Below are 22692 nucleotides of genomic sequence, written 5' to 3'. Positions count from 1 at the left end.
CCCGATCGGACCCGAGCTAGAGCTTGCCGTCTGCCGCCATCTTCATGAAGCTGTCGTCGAAGCGCAGCGTCACATGCTGGGCGTCGCCGAGCGTCTTGCCGCCGGGGAAGGCCATGCCCACCGCATCGGCAGACGTCGCGCCCTTGAACAGGCCCTTCGAGAAGCTGAAATCGCGCACCCGCGTCATCGTCGTCAGCAGCGCAGGCGCATCGGCCGCCGCGACCGCCGCCTTCGGATCGGAATAGAGATACGTCGTGCTGAGCTGGCTGTCGAACGCCTCTGGCGTGGAGCCCGCGAGCTTCGCCATCGCCGCACGCGCCGCCTTGCCCTCGGCATCCTGACGCACCATCAGCGCGGTCGTCTCGTACCAGATCCCCGCCAGCGCCTTGCCGAGGTTCGGATTGGCCTTGAGCGTCGCCGTATCGACGCAAAGCAAGTCGAGAATCTCGCCGGGAATATCGGCCGAGCTGAACACGAGCTTCGCGCCCGGCTGCGCCTTCATGGCCGTGAGCTGCGGGTTCCACGCGACCGCGACCTTGACGTCGGGGCTGGCGAAGGCGCCGACGATGTCCGCGTCTCCGGTATTGACCGTCTTCACGTCCTTGAGCTGGAGACCCACCGAATTGAGACCGCGCGCGAGCAGGTAGTGCGACACCGAAAGCTCGACGAGGTTGACCGACTGCCCCTTGATCGCCTTCAGATCGCCAGCACCCTTCATCAGGATGCCGTCGTTGCCGTTGGAGTAGTCGCCGACGATGATCGCGCTGGTGTCCTTGCCGCCCGCGGCGGGGATCGTCAGCGCGTCCATGTTGGCGACGGTCACGCCGTCCAGCTTGCCCGCAGTGAACTGGTTGACCGATTCGACGTAGTCGTTGACCTGGACCACATTGATCTTGAGGCCGTACTTGTCGGCCCACTTCTTCACGATACCGGCCTGCTGGGCATAGGGCCAGGGCATCCAGCCCGCATAGATCGACCATCCGATATTGAATTCGGTGCGCTTGGGCGCTTCGCTCGGCCCCTGAGAGCAGGCGGTGGTGGCGAGCAGCCCAGGTATCACTGCCGCCATCAGCGTGGCCCTGGCAATGCTGCGGATCGATACGATCATGACTCGGTCCCCTTTCGCAGTGCAGCATTGCCGCAATCGAGGACGTTGTCCATCACAAAATATTACGACGAGAAGATTCTGTAATACTGCACATAACAAGGCTATCGAACAGGCCTTGACCCGCTACAACGTACTTCAGGCGATCTCTTCGCCAGCCGCCTGCACTTTGCCCGCACGCCGCGTGGGCCGCTTCACCCCACCCTTGTCATGGAGCGGCGGCAACAATGCCGTGGTCGTGACCAGTTCGAGCTGGTGCACGCCGCGTATCGCCCGCAGCGCATCGCAGAGTTCCTTGAGGCGGGCCGCAGGCCCCTGCACCAGCAGCACTTCCAGCGACTGGTCGTCCTCCAGGAAGACATGCTGCGAGGAGATCACTTCCTTGAGGTATTCCGCCTGGCTCTGCGCCAGCTGCTGCCGCACCCGCCCGCGATCGCCGCGATAAACGAGAGTGATGGTCCCCGCGAGCATCTCCTCGGGCCGGGTCAGCGCCTCATGCTCGGCAAGGGCGTGGCGAATCAGTTCGGCGATGAGCTGCGAGCGCGACGGCAAGCCCCGCTCCTCCACCATCACATCGAGCTGGCGGAACAGGTCGGCGGGCAGGCTCATGCTGAGCCGGGCCAGATTGGCGGCATCGCTGCTCACGCGGCATCCATCCCTTTGGCCATTATCACAATAGTCGTACGGTACATCGTTGCATTGCCTACCGGGAGGCGAAGCTTCCGTCCAGAGCACGCCGCGAACGCCGGGGAGATCGGATTTTACCGGAAATCTCGCCTCATCAATCACATCGATGAGGTCCATAGAATTATTACTGTTGAAACAAATCGTATTATCAATAACCTGACTGCCGAGATGCGGGCAGTTTGGGGACCTTCCGTGACGCAAGATACAGCATGCAGTCCGACGCCTGCGGTGAAGCCGCAGCCCTATTACCCCAACGGCAATATCGCGCTGGGATACAACCTTCCCGGCACCCGCAACACCGACAGCGCGCTGCCGCTGCACCGCACGCAGCCGGTCGTCCATGACTACACTTGCGATGGCCCCGCCCCCGGAAGCCTGGCCTTCCGCTGGACATACGGCTCAAATATTGCGGCGAAGAATCGCGATCCGCGCGTACAGGTCGTGCAGTACAACGAAGACACGTTCGTCCTGCGCCAGAACGTCTGCGTCCACTGGGAAGCGCCGTTTACCTACTTGCTGTTCGGCAATGCCGGCGCGCTGCTGATCGACACCGGCGCCACGGGCGATGCCCGGCACTATCCCCTGCGCGAAACCGTCGATGCCATCGTGACGCGCTGGTGCCAGGCACGCGGGCGCACTTCTATACTGCTCACCGTCGCGCTGACATCGGGCGAGGATATCGCGCAGAACCAGGGCCTCGTGCAATTCGCCGGGCGACCAGCAACCACCGTGGTCCCGAAGCCGCTTGCGGTCATGAAGCAGTTCTACGGCCTCGACGCCAGCTGGCCTTCGGGTACGGGCCGCATCGATCTCGGCGACCGGGTGATCGAGGTGATCCCGACCCCCGGCACCCACAAGGACGGCGTCAGCTTCTACGATCCCTACTGCGACCTGCTCTTCACCGGCGACTTGCTGTTCCCCGGCAAGATCAACATCGGCAACGACCGCGATTTCCTCGCCTCGCTGGAGCGCCTGCGGGACTTTGCCGCCAGCAAGCCGGTCAAGTGGCTGCTCGGCGGGCATATCGAAATGATGTTCGTGCCGGGCAAGTACTATCCGCGCTTCGCCACGTACAAACCCTATGAGCGGCTGCTGGAAATGACCCCCGACATCCTCGACGAGGCGATCGTCCACGCGCGCGCAGTCCTGGGCAAAGACATGATGCTGATCCGGCCCGACTTCGTGCTGTTCAACGGCGTCAGCCCCGACCAGAAAACCAAGGTCTGGCCCGAAGGCGTGCCCAGGATCGACGCGCCCCACCCGTTCTGACCCATTCGAACATCGGGAATTCCATAATGGATCGCCGCAGGTTCCTTGTCCACAATGCCGCCATCGCCGCCGTGCCCCTGACCGGCGCGGCGCTCACTGCGGCAACCGATGCCGCCGCAGCCGTCACTCGGCCCGCACCGATCGATTTTCGCAGCAATCTTCCCGCGCCGGGAGCCTTCCCGAAGCGGTGGATCTGCGGTTCTTCGTCCTGCATGGACAATACCGATCCGCCGGTACAGGTTCACTGGTACAATCCGCATACTGCGATCCTCCGACAGAACAAGGCCTACAGTTACGAGGCCCCCTTCGCGCCGCTCTACTTCGGCAACGACCGCGTTCTGCTGCTGGATGAAGGCTACGTGCAACTGCGAAGCGACTGCGACTACCGCGCCGTCGTCGACCAGTGCATCGACGAGTGGTGCCGCCGCAACCGGCGCGATCCCGCCAGCCTGGAACTCCTGGTCGCCTTCACCCACCTCCATGCCGATCATTACGCCGCCACCAACCAGTTCGTCGACCGTCCGAACACCCGCTGCATGGGCCTCACGCACGAGGAAATGGTCGGCTTCTGGGGAATGACGAACTACCCGGAACAGCGCGTCACCTTGGACCTGGGCGGGCGCGAAATCCTGATCTGGGGCTCGCCCGGCCACGTCGTGTCCGAATTCGCCTATTACGACAGCTATACACAGATCCTCTATACCGGCGACATGTTCTACCGCGGCCGCTGCTACATAAGCTTCTGGCAACCGTGGTTCGACAGCATGAAACGACTGATCGACTTCTGCGACACCCACCCGGTCACGCATGTGATGGGCTGCCATGTAGAGATCAGCAAGGACGGGCAGGACTACGCCTACGGCATGACCTGGCAGCCCGATGAAGCGCCGGTTGAAATGACCGTCCAGCAACTGCGCGAAGCCTATGCCCATGCACAGAAGATCACCGAGCCCGGCATCTACTTCACCGGCACCGTCTTCCTCTGCAACCAGACGCGCGGGATGACGACGATCGATCGCAATCCCTATCGCTACGATTGACCGGCAGGCGGCGAGTCGGCCCTTTCCCCGGATCCCAACACGCCATAAAAACAATCTTCACGGGAAAGCTTCACGGGTCCGCGAATAACCCGAAATGGCAGAATTCCAGCATTCACAAGCCAATATAGCCAAAACCGGGCCACGCAAAATTAATACTCTTGACGCGAAATGTAATATCCATACCGTGTAGAAAGTCGCCTGGCAGAGCGATGAAAATCCGGGAGAGAGAATCTGTAACAACGGGCCGGTCAACCGGCCTGGAGGGGGGTTTTCGATGGAACAACTGCCAATCTCCTATACGGTTCTCTCGAACGAAAGTTCGCATGACGGGCTGGCGTATCATGATCGCAAGGGCCGGGACCGAAAGAGCCACGCGCCTGTCGGCAGGACGATGAAGCAGACGCTTTTCGATCTGATCCCGGCCGCCTATCTCGTCGCCATCGCAGCATTCTGGGGCCTCTCCCCCAAATCGCTGGTGGAAGCGCCGTGGACCCTGACCATCGTGACCTCGCTGATCACGCTCAGCGTGCTCGGACTGGAATGGGTCAACGAGCGCCACGCGGGCTGGCGGATGAACCGGCGGGAATTTTTCACTGACCTGTTCTATGTGGTGCTAGGCACCACGGCGATATCCTGGGCCTCGACCAGGCTGGCCGAAGATCCGCTGAAGGCGCTCAAGGCCTCGCTCGGCATCTCGACCGAATGGGCGATGCACCTGCCGTTCCTCGTGCAGGTGGCGATGGTGGTCTTCATCATCGAGTTCGGGCAATACTGGATGCATCGGCTGATGCACAATTCCACGCCGTTCTGGCTGACGCATGCGCCGCACCACCACATCACCCAGCTCAATGCCGCGAAAGGCTACGTCGGCAATCCCATCGAACTGTTCCTGATCAGCCTGAGCGTGCTGGCCCTGTTCGACCTGCCGCTCGCGGCGGTATTCTGCGGATTGAACGTTCTGGGCGCAGTCTCGACATTCGCTCACGCCAATGTGCGCGCGGACCCGCCGAAGTTCTACTCGCTGTTCTTCACGACGATCCGTCATCACAGTCTGCACCATTCGACCGATTACGAGAGCACCCGGTGCAATTACGCCAATTCGCTGATTTTGCTGGACCGCGTATTCGGCACCTATCGTGAGGGCGAGGCCAGCGTGGTCGGTCAGGACGACCTCAAGCGACTGTCGATCCGCGAACAGTTCGCCTTTCCGTTCAAGCCGCTGATCGAACGCATCAGATCCCCGATCGCCTGACAGGCCCCCATCGCCTGACAGGCAAGGTCGGACAAGAGAGGCGCATCGGCACAACATCCGCGAAGATGGCCGGTCGTCATAAGAAAAGAACGTCTCCCGAAAGTCCGGCGCAGGCAGGCCGGGTGCGGGAGCCTCAGACCAAGGACAGGGAAGCAACATGACAGATCGCGCGAAATTGAGGGCAGTTCTGCTGTCCGCGACGATATTCACCGGCACGCTGGGCGCCATGCCCGCTCTGGCCCAGGATGCCTCCGCAATAGCCGAGGACTCCGGCGATGCCATCGTCGTCACCGGCACGCGCCGTGCCACCACGATCATGGACACGCCGATCAACATTTCCGCCATCGGCGCCGAGGAACTCAACCGCCAGCGCATCGACGACGTGCGCGACCTGGCCGACTTCACTCCCGGCCTGACGATCTCGGACACGGGTCCGGGTTCGACCGGATCTATCGTCCTGCGCGGTCTCAATGCCTCCGACGTCAGTGCCGATGGCGCGAATTACGACGATTCGCTTGGCATCTACCTCGGCGAAGTGCCGCTCTACTACGACTTCAAGCTGCTCGACATCGCCCGCGTCGAAACCCTGCTCGGGCCGCAGGGCACGCTCTACGGGCTGGGTACGCTCGCTGGCGCGATCCGTTACATTCCCAACCGCCCCAACACCGACGCCTGGGAAGCCTCAGGACACGGCCGCCTCTACGCCAAGGGCCATTCGGACAACTTCGGATACCAGGCGGACGGGATGATCAACATCCCGCTCGTACGCGACCATGTCGCCTTCCGTTCGGCCACCGGTTACTACTATGACCCCGGCTTCATCGATTCCCCGCTGCTGCTCCAGACCCCCGGCGTTTCGCTCCCGCAGCCGGGCGGCACCGACGGCGTGACCCAGCCGGAGTTCGCCGCCAACTTGCGCCGCCGCGAGGACCTCAACTTCGAGCGCACCTTTACCACGCGCAACCAGTTGCTGCTCCAGACGACGGAAGACCTCAAGGCGATCTTTACCTACGCCTTCCAGCGCACCAAGACCGACGGCGCGCAATCCAACAGCGCCGGCGTCATGGGCACGGGCAAGTATCAGAACGCCAGCCGTTATGAGGAGCCGGTGAACCGCCGCGCCCACCTCGCCAGCATGGAGATCGACGCGAACATCGCCGATATCGTCGACCTGGTCTCGACCACGGCCTACACCAATGTGCGCAGCCGTTCGCGGGGTGACAATACCGACCTTCTGCTCGATCTCGACTATGATTACGAACTGTTCCCGGCCTTTTCGAGCTGGAACGAGAGCGACGGTCGTCGCAAGCAGTTCAACCAGGAAATTCGACTGGTTTCGCGCCATGGCGGGCCGTTCAACTGGGTTCTCGGCGGTTTCTACAACCGGCAGAAGTACCATAACGACTATGCCGAGCACACGCCAGGCCTGTCCGACTTCTACGGCGTGACGGGCAATCCGGACGACCTCGAATATGTCAGCTACACCAAGTCGAAAGTCACCGAAAAGGCGATCTTCGGCGAAGGCACCCTGAAGGTCCTGCCGGGATGGCAGGTGACCGGCGGCGCGCGCTACTTCAAGTACTCGTCCGACGTCCAAGGCGCGCTGGTGCTGCCGCTGCTCGGCGATCCGCTCAGCCCCTATGACGTCGATCCGGCGGGCGGCAAGGCGAAGAAGGACGGCTGGGTCTGGAAGCTCAACACCTCCTACAACTTCACCCCGGACCTCATGGTCTACGCCACCTATAGCAAGGGCTACCGCATCGGCGGCCCGAACCGTGTCGCTCCCTGCCCCGATCCGGTACCGGCCGACCAGCAGAACGCCTGCGCCCTGCCGAACGAGATCCAGTATGGCCCCGACAAGACGAAGAACGCCGAAATCGGCGTACGCATGCAGCTGTTCGACCGCAAGCTGGCCTTCAACTTCGACGTCTTCCACATCAAGTGGGACGGCATCCAGGTCGACTCCGCTACTTATTACGGTGTGACCGGGATCACTGTGAATGGCGGCTCGGCCAAGTCGCAGGGCTTCGAAACCTCGTTCCAGTTCAAGCCGGTGCCGGAGCTTTCAATCCAGGGCACCTACTCTTACACCGATGCCAAGCTGACCGAGGACGTTCCGGGCATCATCACCATCCGCACGACGCCGAACGACTATGACGGACGGCCGAAATTCACCCAGCTCGACGCACTCGACGGCGACCGCCTGCCCGGCTCGGCCAAGAACTCGGGCAGCCTCGGCGCGACTTACACCGTTCCGATGGGCGAAGGCAGTGTGAGCGCTAACTGGACGGCGACCTACCGCGGCAACGTGGTTTCCCGGATCGGCTGGGATCGCGGCTATGGCGACAAGATCCCCAGCTACGTCCTCCATCGTGCCAGCCTGACTTACGAGACCGACAAGTACTCCGTCAGCCTGTTCGCGAACAACATCTTCGACAAGTACGCCGTCGTCTCGGTGGGTCAGGATCGCTCGCGCATCGGCGTCAACGACGGGGTTGCGGTGCGCTACTACCGCCAGGCCGTGATCACGCCGCGCACGGTCGGCGTCGAGGCCCGCATCAAGTACTGACCGGACTTACGACCCAGACGTGGAATAATGCGCCGCCGCCCGAAAGGGCGGCGGCGTTCTGCTATCCGGTCGCTATTCCCTGCTCTTCCAGCCACACGCGGGCGGGGACAAGCGCTTCTTCATAGGCCCGCCACTTGCCGATCCCGTCGCGGTTCATCGGCCGCCGCACTTGCGCGGCACTCGGCGTGGCGACCGCCGCGCGGTTTTCGTGGAACGACAGGCAGTTTTCGTCCCAGTCCAGTCCGCAATGAGCCAGCAGCCTGCGCGTCTCCCCCTCCTGATCGGCCACCAGCCCCTCATAGGACAGCTGCAGAACCGCGCCCGGCCACAGCCGCTCCCATAGGGCCATGAGCCGGTTGAACCGCGCATAGTAGCGCGCGGCGTCCATGAGATCGTAGGAATAGGCGTAATAGGCCGACTGGCTCGCAAAGAGGTTCTTGTAATTGCTCCAGAGCGTGTCCAGCGGTCCGCGTCGCAGGCAGACCACCCGCGCATCCGGCAGTGCCCGCAGGATATGGCCGATGTAGAGGAAGTTCGCCGGAAGCTTGTCGGTGAAGCGGGGCTTGCCCTGACTACAATGGACTTTCGCCCGCGCCAGATAGGCCTCACCCAGCGCGGCCGGATCGATCGTCCCGCTTGCCGCGACGGTATCGGCATCGAGCACGCGGCGCGACCCTGTGCCCGCCAGTTTCTTGACCGCCAGCGGCATCGCCTGCAACTCGCCCGCCGCCTCCACTTCGGGGTGCGAGGAGAGAATGCGGTCGACCAGTGTCGTGCCCGTGCGCGGCATGCCGACGACGAAGATCGGCGCTTCCCCGCGGCGCCCCTCGCCCTGTGCCAACGATGCGGTCCCACCGGAAAACAGCGCCTCGATCGCATCGAATATCGCCTCATCCTGCGCGAAATCGTAGCCGAGAACCTGTTTCTGCACCTGATTGGCAGCGGAAAGATGGCGCAGCGACCCTGCCGTATCGCCGAGATCTTCCAGTTCCTTGGCCAGCGCATAACGGATGCGCAGTCCATCGGCAGGAACCGGGTTCTTCTCCAACGCCGCCTGCAACCGAGCGACATGATTGGCCTCGGCCGTCTGGCGAGACAGGATCGCGAGCGCATAGTGGACGCGCGCATTGCCGGGGTCGCGCGACAGGATCGTCTCGTAGTGCCCGCGCGCCTGATCGACCTTGCCGGTAAAGCCGCTCGCCGCGGCCAGATTATAGCGATATTCGGCGTTCTGCGGATCGCACGCCACCGCCGCGGTGAACGGTTCCAGCGATCCTTCGTGATCGCCCAGCCGCGCCAGAACGCAACCGATCGTGTCGAAAGTGAGCGCATCGTCCGGCCCCGCCGCCATGGCCCTGCGCGCGATCACCGCAGCCTCGCCATCGCGCCGGACGAGGACCAGGAGCTTCGCCAGTTGCGCCAGATGCTCGGCCTGCCCCCCGCGCTCGACGGCCGCCTCGATCAGAGCAATGGCCTGCGCGACCTGTCCCTCCCCGGCAAGCGCCATGCCGAGCAGAAAATACCCCTCGGGCCGATCGGGAGCGCTTTCGATCAGTCGTTTCGTCGCGGGCACGGCTTCGGAAAGATCGCCGCGCGCAATCGCACGTCGCAGTTCCTGCTCAAGCATTGCAGGAGCGCCGTTCGAAAGGAAAAACGTCTTTGTCCATCGCGCCTTGCCTCGATCGTGGCCCCTGCCGATTTTCTGCCAAGAAAATGGATGAAGCGGAAGCCTGTCCGGAACGACAAATGGCCTTACGCCCCAAGGATCTGCGCAAACCGCCTACTCAGTGGTCAGATGTGCGAGTTTCTGGCGCGCGCGATAGATCCGCGTCTCCACTGCCTTGCGGCTGATGCCCAGAATTTCGGCGGCCTCGTCCTGCGACAGACCCTCGATCGCGCAAAGCAGGAGCGGCTCCTTCAACTGGACCGGCAAGGCCGCCAGCGCGGTATGGATGTGTTCGACTTCGCGGCGCGAAGCCAGTGCCTGCTCGGGATCGTGATCCGGGTCGGCAACGCCCGCAGCTTCCTCTATCGGCAAGGCGAAGGTGAAGAAGCGCCGCACTTTGCGACGCCGTGCCCAATCGTGGCACTTGTTGAGCGCGATGCGCAGAATCCACGCCCGAAACGGCCGTGCGGGGTCGTATCGGCGCAGCGCCAGGAAAGCGGCCACGAAGCTCTCCTGCGTCACATCCAATGCGTCGGCCTCGTTGCCAAGGTGCCCGCGCACCATGCGAAACACGGCATCCCGGTGCGCATCCATCAGCGCGGCGAACCCCGCCTGCCGGCCGGCGAGCGCCGCTGCCACCGCTGTCCGCTCATCCGGCGGTGTATCGAGTTCCCGCCCGGCCACGCCGGGTCAGTCCTGGGGTGCGGTCGTCAGTGCCTCGGCAACGGCCTTGTCGAAGCGCGCGGTCTGGTCGGACCGCAGCACGGCGCGCATGGCGAAGACGTGGCGAAGCGTCGCCTTCTGCAATTCACCCATGGCCATGTGCGAGCGGTCGACCGCCTTTTCCACGTCCGGGCCATAAGTATGTTCGTGCTCGATCGCACGGGCCAAGTCTGCGTTGGCGGCCCGCAACTCACCTTCCAGTTCGCTGCGATGCGCCTCGAAGCCCTGTTCCAGCGCATCGATCCGGCGGCGCTGCTCGCTATCGAGATCGAGTTCCCGGTGGAGCAGAACGTGAATCCGGCTCTCGTCCGGGGCGCCCGCGCGAAGCTTCTGGCCGATCCACAGCGCCCCCAGCGCGACCAGGAAAGAAACGAGCGCAACGAAACCGTAGCGCGAAACCTGCCCCACGGGTCAGGACGCCAGCAAATGGGACGGTGCGGAAGAAGGCATGCCGAGCAGCGGCTCGACCTGGGCATGCCGCGGCTGCGGAGAGGCGGCAGGGAGCGACAGACCGCCCCACAGTCCGACGACAGCGGCTACCCCGCAAGCCAGCCCGATGCCGCGCCGCCCCGCGAGACGCTCCCGCCCGGCAGCGAGGCCCGCCATCACGGCGCCGTCCATCGTGCCCAATGCTCCGGGCAGCGGCTCACTGCGCAGCAGCGAAAGCATATCGTCGATTTCGTTCATTCGGCCCGGTTCCACTTCAACCCTTATGCGGCGATACGCGCGGAAGACGGCCATCCCTCGAAACCTGCGAAAATTTTTCGAAGGGAAGCAAGGAACGGGTTCCGCTTCCTGCCTATGGTTTCCGCTAGCCCCAGGCAAGCCCGAGACGGGGCGCAGCCCGCCCCCGGCATGGCGATGTGGCATCCAGAACGGCATACGCGACCGATTCCGCGCTGCGGCTTCTATAATCATGTCATTCAAGGAGTGATCATGATCCGTTACGTCAGCCCTTCCTCGATGCTCGGTGTCGTCGGTCTTGTCTGGCTTTTCGCGCAAGCAGCCAAGGACCCGCGCCCCCAGGCGTTCTTCGAAATGCACACGGATGAGATGGTCTCGACACTGGCAGACTGCTCGACCGGCCTGCACTTCCCCCAAGAAGAGTGCCGCGCGGTGTCCGCCGCATTCCGCGACTTGTGCGACGGTCGCTATGCGCGTTCCGTCGATTGCAGCCTCGACCGCCCACTGCGCCACTGACGCAGCCCACTTCGACTGTCAGACGATAAGGTTCGGAAAAGGCAGCTGCGTGACGGCGACGGCAGGGATCGTGCCGTGATCGAACCGCAGCGCCTGTAGCTGCCCACGCGGCGCCGATGCGCTCAGGAGTCGGGCCGCTACGGCAGGCCAGCCCACCACACGGCCGCGCAAATATCACCACCTCGCCGATGCCGGTCGTCGCATGCCTCTACCAGGCAACGGATGAAAACCGGGCTTGGAAGCCGCCAGTGCCGACTTCGCGAATGCCCTGTTCGAAGCATTCACGATACTGAAGGTCGGCGGAAAGCGAGAAAGTCAGGCTGCGAGTTGCAGATCCTCTGCCACCGGAGCTTCCGGTGCCGCTTCAAGAATGGCTTCGGCAGGAACAGTCTTCTGATCGAGCACGGGCATATACCGCTCGGCCACGACGACATTGCGGCGATAGGCGAAATAGAGCGACATCAGGGAGAACATGGGACACCTCGGAAGCAGCCTTTGCTGCATTGCAACATGTCGCTTATGTGATCGCCCCGGCGCTTGCATGCAAATGCAAGGTCCTCGCCCTTAGTTGCATGAAACGCATCCTCTAGGTTTTCGAAAATTCAAGCGGGAGCCGGTTCCGCGAAAATCGGCGCAAATCAAGATCGATCCATCATATAAGTGATGGTTTTCATGGAGTTTGATGCAGCCGCCCGCTAGATTGCAGTTAGCTGCAGCCTCCTTACACAAGCGCCGTCGATACCGTTCGCTATGCTCCACCGACGCTTGCAGCGATCTCAATCGGAAATCTTCCACCTCTACTGACGCCTCGAAATAAGCCCAGCACGGGAATGAGCTAGTCTATTGCATCATGTAGCGGGAATAAGTTGCGTGAATTGCAACGACAACTTCAAGTCTTGCAACTCTTTGACACAAAGAGGGAAACAAGGACTCCTTCCCGGACACGGTCGAGCTTGGCTGCCTATCAATCTTGAGGGTGATCTGTTCCTGCCGGAACCAGATCACCCTTCATTTCTCCTTACTTTCCATATGGTCAGGTGGCTTCACCCGACCCCAAAGGGCTTCAACCCTTGTCCAGCTCGGCCGCGGCGATCGCGGTGAGATTGAGAATGCCGCGCGCCGTGACGCCCGGCGTCAGGACGTGGATAGGCTGGGCCAGTCCCATCAGGATCGGCCCGACCGTCGGCGAACTGGACGAAGCCGAAAGCGCCGTCAGCGTGATGTTGGCCGCATCCAAATTCGGCATCACCAGCAGGTTCGCCGGTCCCTCGAAACGGGCATCCGGAACCAGACGGTCGCGCAAGGCCTGGCTGAGCGCGACATCGGCGTGCATTTCGCCATCCACCTGCAAGTCCGGCGCTGCCGCCTTCACGATCTCCAGCGCCGCGCGCATCTTGCGTGCACTCGGACTATGCGAGGCGCCGAAGTTGGAGTGCGAAAGCAGTGCCGCACGCGGACGCAGGCCGAACTGCTTGATCTGCTCCGCGCCGAGCCGCGCCATTTCGGCAATCTGCTCCGGCGTCGGATCGGGCACCATGTGCGTGTCGGTAATGAACAGCGCACCGGCATCGAGGATCAGGCCGGAGAGCGCATAGACGCGGCTGATATCGGGCGCCCGGTCGATCACGCGCAGGACGTGCTCGATCTGACCCCAGTATTCCGAACGTCCGCCGACCAGCGCCGCCTCGGCGCGGCCGGTGCGCAGCATCAGGGCTGCCGTGACGGTCGGGCGGCGATAGACATGGCGCAGTATCTCGTCCGCCGGCACGCCCTTGCGCGAGGCAATCGCGCGATAGGCCTCGACGAGATCGGTCATGACCTCGTGATCGGTTTCCGGGTCGATCACCTCGACATCGCGGTCCAGTTCGAAGCTGAGACCGAGGTCGGGCAGCTTCGGCTCCAGAATACGGCGGCGGGCAATGATCGTCGGGCGCGCAATTCCTTCATCGAGCACGTCCTGGATCGCACGCAGCACGCGCACGTCTTCGCCTTCGCCGTAGACGATCTTGCGTCCGGAACCGCGCGCAGCTTCGAAAACGGGGAGCATGAGCTGGCCGGAACGGGTGTTCTGGCGGGTCAGTTTGCGCTTGTATTCATCGAGGTCGATCGTCTTGCGAGCGACACCGCTTTCCATCGCCGCGCGGGCGACGGCCGTGGCGATCTCTCCGATCAGGCGCGGATCGAACGGGGTCGGGATGATATATTCCGGCCCGAACACCAGCTTGCGGCCGCCATAGGCCTGGGCCACGCTATCATGCGCAGGCAGCCGCGCGAGCGCCGCGATGGCTTCCGCCGCCGCCGCCTTCATCTCCTCGTTGATCGCCGTCGCGCCCACGTCGAGCGCACCACGGAAGATGTAAGGGAAACACAGGACGTTGTTGACCTGATTCGGATAGTCCGAACGTCCGGTAGCGATGATCGCGTCCGGGCGAACGTCGCGGGCGAGTTCGGGGCGGATTTCCGGTTCGGGATTGGCGAGCGCGAAGATCAGCGGATTGGGGGCCATCAGCGGCAGCCATTCCTGCTTGAGCACGCCCGGCGCGGAAAGGCCGAGGAACAGGTTGGCACCGGGCAAGACTTCGGGAAGCGAGCGCGCATCGGTCTGGCGGGCATAGCGCGCCATGTTGGGCAGCATGCCCTCGCGGCCCGAGTGGATCACGCCGTCCTTGTCGGTAAGCGTGACGTTCTCGATCGGAAGGCCCATCGACACCAGCAGGTCGACGCAGGCCAGCGCCGCAGCGCCCGCCCCCGAAGTGACGAGCCGCGCTTCCGCCAGGGTCTTGCCCTGAAGCACCAGCGCATTGCGCACGGCGGCGGCAACGACGATGGCGGTGCCGTGCTGGTCGTCATGGAACACCGGAATGTTCATGCGCTTCTTCAGCTCGGCTTCGATATGGAAGCACTCGGGCGCCTTGATGTCTTCCAGGTTGATGCCGCCGAATGTCGGCTCCAGCAGGGCGACGGCTTCGATGAACTTCTCGGGATCGGTGGTGTCCACCTCGATGTCGAACACGTCGATATCGGCGAACTTCTTGAAGAGGACGGCCTTGCCTTCCATCACCGGCTTCGAGGCCAGCGCGCCGATCGCGCCGAGGCCGAGCACGGCCGTGCCATTGGAGATGACCGCCACGAGATTGCCGCGCGCGGTATAATCGAGTGCCTTGCTGGGGTCCGCAGCGATTTCCTCGCAGGGTGCGGCGACCCCGGGAGAATAGGCCAGCGCGAGATCACGCTGGTTTACCATGCGCTTGGTCGGCTCGATGCGGAGCTTACCCGGCTGCGGATGGAGGTGATAATCGAGAGCGGCGCGGCGGAGATTGTCGTCCATGGCGCTCTCCATAGGCAAAGGATTCGCGCTTGCCTATGCCTTCCTGACCAGCATCTTTTCCTCGCCTTGCAGAAGCATCCCTACACAATCGGCCGGGTTGCGTCGGCCATTCCGGCACGTCCGCCGCGCCTCTGGGCGTCGGAGCAATGTTATCCACAGACCATTTCCAATCTTCCTGAAGCCCTTCAGCAGGCTCAACCAGTGTCTAAAAGCACCGCAAACTGGGGCTTAAGAGCACTTGTCCCGGCACCACACCTTCCAATTCTGACTGTCATCAGAATGACTTGTTCACTTTGGTGCAAGGCCCCTCCGCCCAATCGGTGGCTGCCCGGAAGAGGGCCGGGGAAGATAAGTTACTGGAGTTAGAATATGCGTATTGCACTTGTTTCGCTCGCCGCTGTTGCCGCCGTCGCTGCCGCCTCGCCCGCTTTCGCGAACGAGACCCGCGTCGAAGCCCGCACCGGCGTGATCTGGGACGGTAGCGACAGCGATGCCGTGGCCGGTGCCGCCATCGGCTACGACTACGATCTCAACGACAAGTTCTTCGTGGGTGTCGAAGGTTCGGCCGACAAGGTGCTGACCGACAACACCCGCGTCTCGTGGGGCGTCGGCGGCCGCGCCGGTGTGAAGCTCACCCCCGCCACCAAGCTCTATGCCGCCTCCACCTGGCAGTCGAAGTTCACCAAGTACGGCAACAGCGCCGTCGGCGTGGGTGGCGGCATCCAGCAGGACCTCGGCAACAAGTTCTACGGCAAGGTGGAATACAAGCACCTGATCGTCGGCGACAACACGCCGGACGCGGACCTGGGTCTCGTCGGCGTCGGCATGAAGTTCTGATCTGACGGCTTCGCTCCGGCTGCCATCACGGCCAGCCACCGGGAAAGCCGGGCGCAAGACGTAGGAAAGGGCGGCTCGAAAGGGCCGCCCTTTTTTCGTCCCCGGCGCCGCCCGTGAATTTTATCCACCCCCATTCCGTCAGCCTTCGTTCTTCGATATCGATAGGGTTTCTCGGGTGGGATCGAGATCACCAATCGGGACTGAGAACAATGACGGAATTTGCGTTGGGACTGGCGATCCTCGCCGCCGCGAGCCTGCCTGCCGCGACGGAGAACGAGGAACTGGAAGCCTTGACCGGCCGCGCGGCGGTGGAAAGGCTGGCGGGCAACACGCTGGAGGAAGACGATTCCGCCGTGTCCGGCGCCCATATCATCTTCCTCAAGCCCAACGGCATCGCCCGGATGCGGGAACACGCGCCTCAGGGCAAAGGTCAACCGATCATGAAGCAGCGCTGGACGATCAGCCCCGACGGCCTGCTCTGCGTTTCCGAGAGCAGCCGCCCACAGGACCGTGATACCGAATGCGCCAGCATCTCGATCAGCGGAGACCGCGTGGAAATGAGCGTGCCGGACCTCGACGAGCCGCTGACCGCGCGCCTGCTTCCGGGCAATCCCTACAAGCTCTGATTTCCAGAACCCATCACGCGGCGCGCAAATCGAAGGCGCGCCGCGAGGCTTCCACTTCGCCCAGGTTCTCCAAGGTCCAGCGGTAGAGCGCCTTGAACGGCGCATGGAGCGAATGACCCAGCGCGGTGATCTCATACTCGACGCCGACCGGCGAAGTCGGGATAACCCGTCGGTGCAGCAACCCGTTGCGCTCAAGCTTGCGCAGGCACTGGGTGAGCGCCTTCTGCGTCACCCCTTCGAGATGGCGCTTGATAGCATTGAAACGCATCGGCCCCGGCACCAGCACGGTCAGCACCATCATCGACCACTTGTCCGCGATCTGGTCGAACAGTTGGCGGCTGGGACAATCGATGGTGAAATGCTGGCATTCGGGCAACGCGGTTTCCTCCAGTATACTTAGGCGATCAAAGGTGCCTCATTGACGCTAGGTTTACAGTTTATACCTAGGGGCAACCTGTTTCAACGGAGACCTGCCCGCATGTCGGCATCTGATACCGAAATCCTGTTCCGCCCCTTCACCATCGGTTCGCTCGAACTGCCGAACCGCATCGTGATGGCGCCGATGACGCGCGGCTTCGCGCCCGAAGGCATTCCCGGAGCGCCGCAGGCGGCCTACTACCAGCGCCGCGCCGAAGGCGGCGTCGGGCTGATCCTGTCCGAAGGCACGGTGATCGACCGCCCGGCCTCGCGCAACATGGCGGGCATTCCGCTGTTCCATGGCGACGCGGCCCTGGCGGGCTGGAAGAACGTGATCGAGGCCGTCCATGCAGCCGGCGGCAGGATGGGGCCGCAGATATGGCATACCGGATCGACGGTCGGCCCCGATGGTTGGGACCCCGGCGTTCCGGTCGAAAGCCCCTCCGGCCTGCTCGCGCCGGGCACGCCGCGCGGCCAGGCGATGAGCGAGGAAGACATCGCCGATGCCGTCTCCGCCTTCGCCCGCGCCGCCGCCGATGCCAAGCGCCTCGGCTTCGACACGGTCGAACTCCACGGCGCCCACGGCTACCTGATCGACCAGTTCTTCTGGTCGGGCACCAACGAACGCGCCGACCGCTACGGCGGCGCCACGATCCGCGAGCGCTCGCGCTTTGCAGGCGAAGTCGTCTCTGCCGTGCGCGAGGCGGTGGGTCCGGGCTATCCGATCATCCTGCGCCTCAGCCAGTGGAAGCAGCAGGACTATCTCGCCCGTCTGGCCGAGACGCCCGACCTCATGGCCGACTGGCTGCAACCGCTGGTCGATGCCGGGGTGGACGTGCTCCACTGCTCGCAGCGCAGGTTCTGGGAGCCGGAATTCGCCGAGATCGACGGCGAGAACGGCCTCAACTTCGCGGGCTGGGCCAAGAAGCTGACCGGCGCGGCAACGATCAGCGTCGGCTCGGTCGGTCTTTCCGGCGAGTTCCTCGCGGCCTTCGGCGGCGAAAGCTCCACGTCCACCAAGCTGGACGGCCTGATCGAGCGCATGGAACACGACGAATTCGACCTGATCGCGGTGGGCCGCGCGCTGATCGCCGATCCGGACTGGGTTTCGAAGGTTCGCGAGGGTGAAGCCGCCAAGCTCAAGGGCTTCAACGCCGCCGCTCTCGGCGAACTCGTCTGACGCATGATCGCGGAGCGCCAGTCGGCGCTCGGCGATAGCATTTCAGGCCTTGGCCCACTCCCCAAGGGTCACGTAGTCGATCTTGCCCGTGCCCAGCACCGGCAGCGCCTCGACCCGGCGAATGTCGCGCGGGACCATGAGTTCGGTGATGCCGCTCGCTCGCGCCCATTCCTGAAGCGCCTTCGCATCGGGCGCTTCGACTGACGTGAAGAGCACGAGCTGCTCGCCCTTCTTCGGATCGGGCCGGGTGACGACGGCATGTTCCGCGCCCGGCCAGACCGCCGCGGCATAGCCCTCCACCGCCGGAAGCGAGACCATCTCGCCGCCGATCTTGGCGAAGCGCTTGGCGCGGCCACGAATGGTAACGAAGCCCGCCTCGTCGATGGTGACGATATCGCCGGTGTCGTGCCAGCCCTCCCCCGGCGGTTGCAGCAGGCCCGGCGCAGAGGCGAGGAGATAGCCCGCCATCACGTTCGGCCCGCGAATGGCGAGGCGGCCGCCCTCGGCAATGCCCGGCACGGTCTCCAGCTTCGCCTCGATCCTCGGCAACAGGCGGCCCACCGTTCCGGCCTTGAAATGCATCGGGGTGTTCACCGCGATCACCGGGGCGGCCTCGGTCGCGCCGTAGCCTTCGAGGATGCGCAGGCCGAACTTCTCGGCATAGACCTTGCGCGTCTCGTCGCGGACTTTCTCGGCGCCCGCGAAGATGTAGCGCAGCGAGTAGAAGTCGTAGCCGTGCGCCATACGGGCATAGCCGGAGAGGAACGTGTCGGTGCCGAATAGGATCGTGGCATTGGCGTCATAGGCCAGCGCGGGCACGATGCGGTAGTGCAACGGGCTCGGATAGAGCACCGTGCGGATGCCGTTCAGCAGCGGCAGCAGGGTGCCGCCGGTCAGGCCGAAGCTGTGAAACACCGGCAGCGCATTCAGCACCACGTCGCTGCGGTTGAAGTCGATCCGGGCGGCCAATTGCGCGCAGTTCGACAAGAGGTTGCGATGGGTGAGGACCACGCCCTTGGGCGTCCCTTCCGAGCCGCTGGTGAACAGGATCACCGCCGGGGCATCGGGCGAGATCGCCAGTTTGCGGTGACGGCGGGCAATGCCGCCCTTGCGCAGCGCCGCTCGGAGCTTGGCGCCGCCGGAGATCGTCGCGGCCACCTCCTCCAGCCGGACCACCGCGATCCCGTCCGCCTCCAGCGCCGCGACGACATCGTGGAGCTTGGCCTGCTCGACGAAAGCATCCGCCGTGACGACGGTGCGGATTTTCGCCGTCGCGCAGGCCGAGCGCAGGTTGGCGAGGCCCGCCGTGAAGTTCAGCATGGCGGGAACGCGGCCATAGGCCTGCAGCGCGAAGAAGGCGACGACGACGCCGTTCACGTTCGGCAGCAATACGCCGACATTCTCGCCCTGCACGGTGCGCGCCGCGAGCTTTCCGCCCAAGAGCTGCGCCCCGATCAGCAGCCGGTCGTAGCTCAGCGGCTCGCGCTTGACGTCCTCCACCACTTTGGCCTTGCCGCCGTGGAGCGCGCGGGCGTCGCAGAGCGCCTTGAACAGGGTCTCCTGCGTGTCGGTGGTGTCGAAGATCATGCCGCTCATCTCGTCGTAAAGACGGCGGCCCGCGATGGCGCGGCGCTCGCGGGCGCTCATCTCGCCCTCGATCGAGAACCGGCGCTGCGGCAGGACGGTCAGCGTGATCTTGGGGAACCAGCGGCGGTGGACTTTGCCTTTGAGATAGGAGAACGGCGTGCGCTGCGGCCCGTCGAGACGCACCGGCACGATCGGCGCATCGGCCTTGTCGGCGACCATGCCGGGGCCGTCGAAAACCTTCATCAGCGCGCCGGTGACAGTGATGCGCCCCTCGGGGAAGATCACCAAGGTACGCCCCTCGCGTACGGCCTTGACCATGGCTTTCGCGGCCATCGGGTTGGTTGGATCGACCGGGAAGGCCTCGAACAGCTTGAGGAACGGCTGCACCCACCAGGCGCGGGAAATCTGGGTGTTGATCGCGAAAGTCGGCTTGCCGGGGAGGAAAGCGCCCAGCAGCACGCCGTCGAGCAGGCTGAGGTGATTGACCACCACGACCGCGCGCTCGCCGGGCTGGGGCATGTTCTCGATGCCCGTTACCTCGACGCGGTAGAGCGCTTTCAGCACGCCCCGGATCACGCTCTTGAACAAGGTCTCGGGCAGGAGCCAGATGCTTACGAGCGCCACGAACAGCGAGGCAAACCCCAGCGCGCCGATCAGGCCCGGCACATCGACGCCCGCCGAGAGCAGCCCGGTAATCGCCAGCACGACCAGAACTGTCACCGCCGCATTGACGATATTGTTCGCCGCGATGATCCGCGAGCGTTCCTCGGGGAGGCTGTACATTTGCAGGATCGCATAGAGCGGCACGATGAACATGCCGCCGGAGAAGGCGATCACCGCGAGATCGGCGAGGATGCGGAAGGTGCCCGGCGTCGCCAGGAACTGCTCGAACGAAGCACCTGCCGTGCGTACAGAGAAGTCGCTGGTCGAAAGCCAGAGGTCGATCAGGCCCAGCGCCAGACCCAGCGCCGAGATCGGCACGTAGCGCGCGGAAACCTCGCCGCCGAGCAGCTTGTTCACCGCCAGCGAGCCGAGCGCGATCGTCACCGAGAAGATCACCAGGAACACCGTCGCCACTTCCTGCCGCGCGGCAAGCGTCCCGCTGACCAGCGGCGCGAACTCGGAGACGAGCACCGCGCCTGCTGCGAAGAACCAGCTGATGCCGAGGATCGAGAGCCAGACCCCGCGTCCGTGGCGCGCGGTCCTGAGGATATGCATCGTTCCGCGCCAGAGGTTCCAGTCGATCGGATGTTCCCCGCGAACCGGCGGCGCGGGCGGAATGGCCAGCGCGGCGAGATAGCCGAACATGGCGATCCCCATCGCCGCAAGCCCCGCCTCCCAGGCCGGGATCACACCCGCCAGAAGTTGGCCGCCGAGGATCGCGAGGAACGTGCCTGCCTCGATCAGCCCGGTCCCGCCCATGATTTCGTGGCGGCCCAGGTGCTGCGGCAGGATCGAATACTTGACCGGCCCGAACAGGGTGGAATGCAGCCCCATCAGGAACAGCGCGGTCATCAGCGCGGAGATCGACTGGAACCAGAACCCGGCCAGCCCGATCGACATGATCGCGACTTCCGCCAGCTTGATCCAGCGCACCAGCCGCGCCTTGTCGATCCGGTCGGCCAGTTGTCCGGCGAGCGCCGAGAACAGGAAATAGGGCGCGATGAACAGACCTGTGGCCGCCGCCGCCAGCATCTCCGCCTTGTCCGGCTCGCTGGCGAAGATGCTGAAATTCGCCAGGAACAGCATCGCGAACTTCAGCAAGTTGTCGTTGAACGCCCCCAGGAACTGGACGACGAACATTGGCGCGAAGCGGCGCTTGGCCAGCAGCGAAAGGTCAGGTGCGGACATGTCTCTCTTCCCCCATCGGACCGATCGCCGGTAGCCGGTTCCTCACGCGCCGCGCTTCAGCCGCCGCAGCGCACGGCGTAATCGGCAACCGAGGGATCCTCGTTATCGCCAACGGTGGTGACTGCAAGAGCGGCTTCGGGGCGCTTGTAGTCGAAAGCGCAGAAACCGAAGCCCGTGCCCGAGCAACTCGCCACTTCGGTTACGCCCTTTGCCGCGAGATCCGCCTCGCGCGAATCCTCGCGCCCCTCGGCATCGCCATTGCCGACGGCATCCCAGCCTGCCTTGGCCAAAGCCTTGCGCGCCTTGGTGATCGGCATGCCGTAGATATTGGGAATAGGCGTACCGCCGCCGCAGGCCATTTCCTTTCCGGCCAGCTTCTGGATGACCAGCCCCTTCCCGTCGACGACCCGGATATCCGCGAACGGCGCCGGGACGATGTCACCGTCCCAGATACGCAGCGAATCCTCCTCGAACGGGAGAATTTTCGCGATGCTCTGCTTGCTAGACGAAGGCGCGTAGGCGATCGCGATGATCGTCTCGCCGTCGAAAATCGCGACATTGCCCTTGCCGATCTCGCAGGACCCGCTGGTCGCGGGTTCGAACGATCCGGCAAAGCTGACGGCGCGGTACTTGCCGATCCGCCCTTCCCCGGTTACGCCCCAACCGGCCTTCGCCACCATGCGGGCAGCGGGCGACTGCGGCGCCTTGAGCAACCAGTCGCATTCGGACTGCGAGGATGCGCTTGCAGGTGCCTTGGGCAGCTTCGTCACCGGGTTGAATGCGACGGCGGCGATGTTCGACTTGAAACTGTCGCCCTCTTCCTGCGCCGCATCTTCGGCGGCTGCAGTTTCCTCGGCGGCCTGACTGGCGCCTTCCTTTTTCGCGTCGTCTTTCGAAGAGGAACAGGCCGACACCAGCGTCAAAGTGGCCAGCGCGACAGGCAAGATCAACTGCTTCATCGTGTCATTCTCCTTGGAACCATCGGCCCACGAACCATCATGTTCGGAAACTGCCACGGTAATGATCGGTGTTCAATATTATTTCGAACACTGCTCAATTACAAAGACAGTCATATCTGCTCGACCATGTCGCCGACGAGACCGGGACAGTGCATGCTGCCCGCATCCCGGACACCGCAACACCGTCAGCGGCATCGAAAGGTGGAAAGAGCGGCCATCAAGACTATGAAATCCCTTTCACAATACCCTGTCGATCGGACATCGGCATGAGCGACGTTTCCCGTGAGGATCGAGGTATAGGGCGAATGCGCCGCGTTGTGCGAGATTTTCGGCGCATCGAACCCCGCACTTCTGATCCATGCCTGCCCATTATGCGAAACCTTCGATAGAAGCCTG

At 63.7% G+C, this 22692-nt stretch carries 19 protein-coding genes; 8 read left to right on the top strand and 11 right to left on the bottom strand.

Annotation, left to right across the window (positions count from 1 at the left end):
* Positions 1-16: 16 nt before the first annotated feature.
* Positions 17-1108 (bottom strand): putative urea ABC transporter substrate-binding protein, encoded by a 1092-nt coding sequence (locus ACZ1II_RS03730; RefSeq protein ID WP_465144455.1) that lies wholly within the window; start codon positions 1106-1108, stop codon positions 17-19.
* Positions 1109-1243: 135 nt separating this feature from the next.
* Entirely contained in the window at positions 1244-1714 is a 471-nt protein-coding gene (locus ACZ1II_RS03725) for a CopG family ribbon-helix-helix protein (protein ID WP_465144523.1), read from the bottom strand.
* A gap of 270 nt (positions 1715-1984) precedes the next feature.
* On the opposite strand from ACZ1II_RS03725, the gene ACZ1II_RS03720 reads away from it, so the two are divergent.
* The 4 genes from ACZ1II_RS03720 (at position 1985) to ACZ1II_RS03705 (ending at position 7922) form a co-directional block, all read left to right on the top strand.
* Positions 1985-3061: an MBL fold metallo-hydrolase gene (locus ACZ1II_RS03720; RefSeq protein WP_465144454.1), complete on the top strand. Its 1077-nt coding sequence runs from the start codon at positions 1985-1987 to the stop codon at positions 3059-3061.
* 26 nt (positions 3062-3087) lie between these two features.
* Positions 3088-4101 carry an MBL fold metallo-hydrolase gene (locus tag ACZ1II_RS03715; protein WP_465144453.1) on the top strand — a complete coding sequence of 338 codons (1014 nt, stop codon included), beginning with the start codon at positions 3088-3090 and terminating at the stop codon, positions 4099-4101.
* 391 nt (positions 4102-4492) lie between these two features.
* Positions 4493-5353, top strand: a complete 861-nt coding sequence (locus tag ACZ1II_RS03710) for a sterol desaturase family protein (RefSeq protein WP_465144522.1) — start codon at positions 4493-4495, stop codon at positions 5351-5353.
* A 157-nt stretch (positions 5354-5510) separates the two neighbouring features.
* The gene (locus ACZ1II_RS03705; protein ID WP_465144452.1) at positions 5511-7922 is read left to right on the top strand and encodes a TonB-dependent receptor; all 2412 of its coding nucleotides are present in this window, start codon (positions 5511-5513) and stop codon (positions 7920-7922) included.
* Between the two features lie 61 nt (positions 7923-7983).
* Here the strand turns inward: ACZ1II_RS03705 and ACZ1II_RS03700 are convergent, their stop codons facing one another.
* The 4 genes from ACZ1II_RS03700 to ACZ1II_RS03685 all read right to left on the bottom strand — a co-directional run bounded on the left by ACZ1II_RS03700 (position 7984) and on the right by ACZ1II_RS03685 (position 10998).
* On the bottom strand, positions 7984-9549 hold the full coding sequence (locus ACZ1II_RS03700; protein ID WP_465144451.1) for a tetratricopeptide repeat-containing sulfotransferase family protein: 1566 nt from the start codon (positions 9547-9549) through the stop codon (positions 7984-7986).
* Positions 9550-9702: 153 nt separating this feature from the next.
* Positions 9703-10272 (bottom strand): RNA polymerase sigma factor, encoded by a 570-nt coding sequence (locus ACZ1II_RS03695; RefSeq protein WP_465144450.1) that lies wholly within the window; start codon positions 10270-10272, stop codon positions 9703-9705.
* 6 nt (positions 10273-10278) lie between these two features.
* Positions 10279-10719, bottom strand: a complete 441-nt coding sequence (locus ACZ1II_RS03690; RefSeq protein ID WP_465144449.1) for a periplasmic heavy metal sensor — start codon at positions 10717-10719, stop codon at positions 10279-10281.
* 3 nt (positions 10720-10722) lie between these two features.
* The gene (locus tag ACZ1II_RS03685; protein ID WP_465144448.1) at positions 10723-10998 is read right to left on the bottom strand and encodes a hypothetical protein; all 276 of its coding nucleotides are present in this window, start codon (positions 10996-10998) and stop codon (positions 10723-10725) included.
* 249 nt (positions 10999-11247) lie between these two features.
* Here ACZ1II_RS03685 and ACZ1II_RS03680 point away from each other — a divergent pair, with 249 nt between their 5' ends.
* The gene (locus tag ACZ1II_RS03680; RefSeq protein WP_465144447.1) at positions 11248-11511 is read left to right on the top strand and encodes a hypothetical protein; all 264 of its coding nucleotides are present in this window, start codon (positions 11248-11250) and stop codon (positions 11509-11511) included.
* Positions 11512-11826: 315 nt separating this feature from the next.
* Here ACZ1II_RS03680 and ACZ1II_RS03675 read toward each other — a convergent pair whose 3' ends face one another.
* A complete protein-coding gene (locus ACZ1II_RS03675) occupies positions 11827-11985 on the bottom strand; it encodes a hypothetical protein (RefSeq protein ID WP_465144446.1) in 159 nt (52 codons plus the stop codon).
* Between the two features lie 589 nt (positions 11986-12574).
* Entirely contained in the window at positions 12575-14839 is a 2265-nt protein-coding gene (locus ACZ1II_RS03670; RefSeq protein ID WP_465144445.1) for an NADP-dependent malic enzyme, read from the bottom strand.
* A gap of 369 nt (positions 14840-15208) precedes the next feature.
* Here ACZ1II_RS03670 and ACZ1II_RS03665 point away from each other — a divergent pair, with 369 nt between their 5' ends.
* On the top strand, positions 15209-15676 hold the full coding sequence (locus ACZ1II_RS03665; protein ID WP_465144444.1) for an outer membrane protein: 468 nt from the start codon (positions 15209-15211) through the stop codon (positions 15674-15676).
* A 209-nt stretch (positions 15677-15885) separates the two neighbouring features.
* Positions 15886-16302 (top strand): hypothetical protein, encoded by a 417-nt coding sequence (locus ACZ1II_RS03660; RefSeq protein ID WP_465144443.1) that lies wholly within the window; start codon positions 15886-15888, stop codon positions 16300-16302.
* A gap of 13 nt (positions 16303-16315) precedes the next feature.
* On the opposite strand, the gene ACZ1II_RS03655 is transcribed toward ACZ1II_RS03660, so the two are convergent.
* Positions 16316-16678, bottom strand: a complete 363-nt coding sequence (locus ACZ1II_RS03655; RefSeq protein ID WP_334181355.1) for a winged helix-turn-helix transcriptional regulator — start codon at positions 16676-16678, stop codon at positions 16316-16318.
* A gap of 102 nt (positions 16679-16780) precedes the next feature.
* Here ACZ1II_RS03655 and ACZ1II_RS03650 point away from each other — a divergent pair, with 102 nt between their 5' ends.
* On the top strand, positions 16781-17899 hold the full coding sequence (locus ACZ1II_RS03650; RefSeq protein ID WP_465144442.1) for an NADH:flavin oxidoreductase: 1119 nt from the start codon (positions 16781-16783) through the stop codon (positions 17897-17899).
* A gap of 42 nt (positions 17900-17941) precedes the next feature.
* On the opposite strand, the gene ACZ1II_RS03645 is transcribed toward ACZ1II_RS03650, so the two are convergent.
* Positions 17942-21337 carry an acyl-[ACP]--phospholipid O-acyltransferase gene (locus ACZ1II_RS03645; RefSeq protein ID WP_465144441.1) on the bottom strand — a complete coding sequence of 1132 codons (3396 nt, stop codon included), beginning with the start codon at positions 21335-21337 and terminating at the stop codon, positions 17942-17944.
* 56 nt (positions 21338-21393) lie between these two features.
* Positions 21394-22296 carry a hypothetical protein gene (locus ACZ1II_RS03640; protein ID WP_465144440.1) on the bottom strand — a complete coding sequence of 301 codons (903 nt, stop codon included), beginning with the start codon at positions 22294-22296 and terminating at the stop codon, positions 21394-21396.
* Between the last annotated feature and the right edge of the window lie 396 nt (positions 22297-22692).

Source organism: Novosphingobium sp. BL-S-20 (assembly GCF_055521635.1).
The sequence above is the reverse complement of the archived record's forward strand: the minus strand, read 5'-3'. Positions and strand labels throughout refer to the sequence as shown.